The sequence below is a fragment of the Salinicola peritrichatus genome (assembly GCF_003206715.1).
In the GTDB taxonomy this organism is placed as follows: domain Bacteria; phylum Pseudomonadota; class Gammaproteobacteria; order Pseudomonadales; family Halomonadaceae; genus Salinicola; species Salinicola peritrichatus.
Map to the genome: position 1 here is coordinate 1 of NZ_PZJU01000092.1, position 4,742 is coordinate 4,742.

A 4,742-nucleotide genomic window follows, 5' to 3' on the forward strand; every position below is an offset into this window, starting at 1 on the left:
TTGCGAAACACCACATTAGCTTTGCCCTGAATATGGCCTTTGGCCCCAACAACCTGTTGGCAACCACCAATGCTGCCCGCGTCGGGCCACGGAAAGCCATCGTCGCTGCGTTGGGGCGAATCGCTGCCTTTATTCCCATGATTGCCATCGCCGGTATCGGCCTGGGTACGCTGCTGGCCACGTCGATGTGGTTTTTCCTGGCCCTGAAATGGGCCGGAGCCGCTTATCTTGCATGGCTTGGCATCAAGCTATTGATGAGCAAGCCTGAGGCAGTTGCTTTCGATGCCGAGAGTGAATGCTCGATTTGGCGATTGATGCGTCAGGAGTTCCTGGTCGCGGCCGGTAACCCCAAGGCGATTCTGATTTTTACCGCTTTCCTGCCACAGTTCGTCTCGCCCGAGCACTATGCCTTGAGCTTCACCGTGGTCGGCGCGCTGTTTCTGTTGATGGAGCTGGTCGCCGTGGCCGTTTATGCCATGTTGGGAAGCAAGGTCGGCAAGTATCTGAGCAATGGCAAGACCATGCAGTGGTTCAATCGTGCCAGTGGCAGCCTGATGCTGGTGTTCGGCATGGGGTTATTGGCTATGAAGCGGCCTGGATGAATTGCTTGGCGAGGTATCTTGCTTCGGTTCCGAGTGGGTTGGAACAGAATGGCGAACCGCTGACCTTTAACCAGTCTGGTGGGGAGCCAGGAGCACCGTTGGCCCAGACTTTCAGTTGGGATTTCAGATCCTGAAGTGGTCCGGTATCGCCTATCTTTGTTGGCTGGCTTTCAAGGCGCGGCGGCTACCTGTATCCCAGGCCCCGTCCCGTCGAACGGGGCTTGAGACTCATTACCGGTGCTGATTGAGAAACTTCGCTACCAGGTCCGTGATCGTCTCGGGTCGATCCTCCGGCGCGAAGTGTCCGCAGTCATCCAGCACGGTGAGCTCCGAGCCGGGGATATCACTATGCAGCCGATGCGCGTAGTCCACGCTCTGCCAGGCATCATTCGCGCCCCAGATCAGTTGGACGGGTAGTTTCCCTAGCTCATGTAGGCGATCCGCTATCTCCACGGTGTGTTTCGGATCGTAGTGGCGTACCTGATGCTGAAAGAAACTGGGTTGCGCGACCGGGCCCGAGATGAACTCGAGATAGGTGTCGAGTGCGGATTCCTCCAGTGCGCGCTTGTCATGGACGGCGGTCAGCAGCCATTCACGGAAGTGAGCGCGATGTTCGGAATCGGATACCTTGATCAGCTTTTCCAGCCCGGCGGCCATCTGTTGCCGTGTGCGTGGCGAGGGGTAGCTGTCATAGCTCACCACGTCGATCAAGGTCAGCGATTGCACCCGCTCGGGATGGAAGACGCCGAATCGCTGCCCGATGCCGCCACCGAAGTCGTGAGTGACCAGGTGTGCGGTCTCCAGTCCCCAGTGATTCATCAGCCCTTCGAGGATCGGTACCTGAGCGGAAATGGAGGTATCGACCTTGGGGTCCCAGGGGCGCTCGGAGAGGCCGTAACCCAACAGATCGAATACGTGAACACGGTATCCCAACTCGACCAGGCGCGGCGTGACGTTGCGCCAGATGAGAGAGGAGGAGGGCGTGCCGTGCAGAAGAACGACAGGCTCGCCATGGCCGTGCACGCCATGCGCGATGCGCTTGCCGTCGATCAATACATTGTCGGTCACGATGTGTTGCATGATGCGGCTCCGCGTTTGGATTTCCCATTCAGCCTGCGTTACGCTGAAAAATGACTCAAATTGATTATTTCGTTCATGAGATCGATGTTTGTCATGTCGAGGCCGGGGTGAGCATGAGACTGGAAATCGGAGCGTTGCAGGCACTGTGCGCCATTGCCGATCATGGCGGCATTACGCGGGCAGCGGATCGCCTGGCACTGTCGCAGTCGGCGGTGTCGCACAAGGTCAAGCGACTCGAGGAGGGGCTGGGCTGCGAGCTTCTTGCAAGGCGTGCCGGGCGGCCGCTGTTCACGCCGGAGGGAGAACGCCTGCTGCGCTACGCCCGTCGCATTCTGAACCTGCATGACGAGGCGATGACGAGCCTGGGCACCGAGCCGCTGAGCGGCAGGATCCGGCTCGGTGTCACCGAGGACATGACGAGTGGCGGCCTCTCGCGCATTCTGGGGCCGTTTCATTCGGCGTCATCCCGGTGTCACGGTACATACCAGCGTTGGCCAGAGCCTGACGATCGCAGGACAAGTGGACCGCGGCGAGATCGATGTCGGTCTCCTGCAGCTCTTCGAACATCGCCAGCGTGCTGCGGATATCGAGCTTTCCAGGGAGCCGCTGCACTGGGTCAAGTCACCCGATCTAATATTGGATACCACTCGGCCGTTGCCGTTCATCGCATTCGACGATGACTGCTTTTACCGCCAATGGGCCATGGAGTTCGGGCAGTCGCGGCCGCCCGGTTTCACGATCGCGATGACCTGCGCGAGCATCGCGGGCGTCGTTTCCGCCGTACATGCCGGGTTGGGAGTGGCGCTGCTCAATGCTCGTCACGTCACGCCGGAGATGGAGGTGCTGGAAAGCGCCTTTCCGCTGCCGCCGACGATCGTGTATGTCATCCGAACGGGGCGAAAAAGCCATTCGAGCGCCGTGCAGGGTCTGGTCGAGGAGATCGTTGGCGAGACGCGAGCCGATGGATCTTCGAAAGTCGCCTGATGTCCGTGTCGAAGCAGGGAAGCCAATGAAATGGAAGAACGATACGGCGGCGCAAGGCTTGCGGTGGCGGACTTTCAATCGGCTACCGGGAATTTTCTATGCGGCATGAGCAACTATTCGTTGACTCTGCCGGACAAGAGGCTCACCATGGGCTCGGTAGGTAGCAAGTCGCATATCGTCAGTTGCAGTCGAATCATTCGGTAGCCTGGTTATATCCCCTTGTTTTGCCCACTATCTCGGGTATCACCCGGCAATCGTAACAACGCGCTTGGCGCATAAGGAATTCGAAACATGGCAACTGGCACAGTTAAGTGGTTCAACGACACTAAAGGCTTTGGCTTCATCTCTCCGGCAGACGGTGGCGACGACCTGTTCGCACACTTCTCCGAGATCCAGGCTGACGGCTTCAAATCCCTGCAGGACGGTCAAGAAGTCTCCTTTGACGTGACCCAGGGTAAAAAAGGTCTTCAGGCTGCAAACATCAAGCCTATCTGACTTTAGGTAGATCTTCGCCCTCGGGCGATATCTTCCTGACACCCAGGCCCGCGCAAGCGAGCCTGGGTGTTTTCGTATGCGTGGAATTCTGTTTGCCGAACGAAATGAGAAATAAGCCAGCCGAATGATTGGCTGGCTCGCTGTCGATGAATGGATGTTGGCTCAGCTCTGGCGTCGCGATGCAATGCTGCCGAAGCGGCGCTTGAACTGAGCGGCACGGCCCTCGGTGCCGACTTCGCGCTGCTTCCCGGTGTAGAACGGGTGCGAGGCCGAGGAAATATCGAGCCGCACGACCGGGTAGGTGTTACCGTCTTCCCACTCCATGGTCTCGTCCGAAGTCATGGTCGAGCCAATCAAGAAGTATTTGTCGACGCTGGTGTCGTGGAAGATGACCTGTCGATAGTTCGGGTGGATACCGTCTTTCATGGGAATCTCCTGATGATAATTTGAAATGTTATTACATTTCTTGCTGGGGAGGAAGAGTTCTACTGAGCGTCGAAGTGGGGAGATCAGATGACAGGCTTGCCGCAACTCATCATGCGAATGGCCCTTCGATCGGCTATCATCGCGCCTTCCTTACCATTCGGTTAGACGTTATGCACAATGTCTATGTTCCGGTCATCGCGATCGTGGTGGCTTTCGGCATCATCTTCGGCAGTCAGGCGATCACGGAAAGTCATCTCGACGACGATGTCGCCGCGCTCATCGCCGCTCAGCTCGATGGTGTCGACCAGGTCGAACTCAAGGATCTCAAAGAGGTCGAGAAAGGCTATGGCATGTGTGGTTGGTACAAGCCACAAGGACAGGACGACTATACGCCGTTCTACTACAGCCGGGTCAACGAGCGTGTGACCCTGGACGCCGACTCCAGCCGTTATCGCAACCATTGCGGCGCCTGATTACCTGATTGCGGCAAACGTCGGCGCCGCCATTGTGTCTGCACGGAGCGGGAATGGACGAATGCTGGCGGCCGGTGCGCCCCGGCCCGTGATTACATTTGATGAAAGCGGTCGATACGGTCGCGGATCGCGGTTTCCGGTCCGATCAGATCATTCAAATCGCGCTCGGTCAGCCCGAGATGGGCATGGCCGCGGGCGATCGACGTGTAATTCTCTCCCTCCCGAATCGCTTCTTCGACCAGCAGCGAAAGCTCCTTGCGATCCGCCAGCGAGGCGGGATCGAACTGCTGCCTGGCGCGCTGGAACTGGTTGGCCTGTTCCTTGCGACAGCGCTGGAGCAGATGCTCGGTGATGAACGGCGTGCTCTTCATAAGGTTTTTCTCATGTAATGGCTGCCTTCTTGAGACTAAGCTCTGTCTGAAAAATCGACGAGCGATGGCCAGACAAGGCAAAAATCGGCGAAAAGCGGAGTTTACGAGGGTGTAAATGAGCATTTTGAGCCGATTTTTAACGCTGTATGGACGAGCGCAGGCATTTTTCAGACAAAGCGTAGAACCGTTCGTGGGAGACCAGCCATAGACATTTCGGCGAATTCCGGACGTAAAGGAAACGCTGAATAAGTCGGCGAGCAGGACGAAGCGCAAGGCGCACGCAGCGCAAAAACCGGAGCCTATGGGGTATA

Annotated in this window: 7 protein-coding genes and 1 pseudogene; 5 read left to right on the top strand and 3 right to left on the bottom strand. The window is 57.7% G+C overall.

All coding sequences use genetic code 11. The features are described 5' to 3' along the window. Window positions 1-602 (top strand): LysE family translocator (locus DOM57_RS21365; protein ID WP_338056511.1); only part of this gene is annotated, 602 nt, incomplete at its 5' end. Between the two features lie 231 nt (window positions 603-833). Here the strand turns inward: DOM57_RS21365 and DOM57_RS21370 are convergent. Then, complete coding sequence (locus tag DOM57_RS21370; RefSeq protein WP_110651731.1) at window positions 834-1,682, bottom strand: alpha/beta fold hydrolase; 849 nt, start codon at window positions 1,680-1,682, stop codon at window positions 834-836. Window positions 1,683-1,795: 113 nt separating this feature from the next. Between DOM57_RS21370 and DOM57_RS22805 the strand changes: the two are divergent. The 3 genes and pseudogenes from DOM57_RS22805 to DOM57_RS21380 all read left to right on the top strand — a co-directional run. Continuing rightward, window positions 1,796-1,927: pseudogene (locus DOM57_RS22805) on the top strand (helix-turn-helix domain-containing protein); the annotation flags it as partial. Window positions 1,928-2,102: 175 nt separating this feature from the next. After that, window positions 2,103-2,666 carry a substrate-binding domain-containing protein gene (locus DOM57_RS22495; RefSeq protein ID WP_239496372.1) on the top strand — a complete coding sequence of 188 codons (564 nt, stop codon included), beginning with the start codon at window positions 2,103-2,105 and terminating at the stop codon, window positions 2,664-2,666. Window positions 2,667-2,957: 291 nt separating this feature from the next. Further along, complete coding sequence (locus DOM57_RS21380) at window positions 2,958-3,161, top strand: cold-shock protein (protein WP_110651733.1); 204 nt, start codon at window positions 2,958-2,960, stop codon at window positions 3,159-3,161. Window positions 3,162-3,323: 162 nt separating this feature from the next. Here DOM57_RS21380 and DOM57_RS21385 read toward each other — a convergent pair whose 3' ends face one another. Further along, entirely contained in the window at window positions 3,324-3,587 is a 264-nt protein-coding gene (locus DOM57_RS21385) for a type B 50S ribosomal protein L31 (protein ID WP_110651734.1), read from the bottom strand. Window positions 3,588-3,757: 170 nt separating this feature from the next. Between DOM57_RS21385 and DOM57_RS21390 the strand changes: the two genes are divergently transcribed. Next, the gene (locus DOM57_RS21390) at window positions 3,758-4,060 is read left to right on the top strand and encodes a hypothetical protein (RefSeq protein ID WP_110651736.1); all 303 of its coding nucleotides are present in this window, start codon (window positions 3,758-3,760) and stop codon (window positions 4,058-4,060) included. A gap of 92 nt (window positions 4,061-4,152) precedes the next feature. Here the strand turns inward: DOM57_RS21390 and DOM57_RS22135 are convergent. Further along, window positions 4,153-4,742: hypothetical protein (locus DOM57_RS22135; protein WP_204353063.1), on the bottom strand; the 590-nt coding region annotated here is incomplete at its 5' end.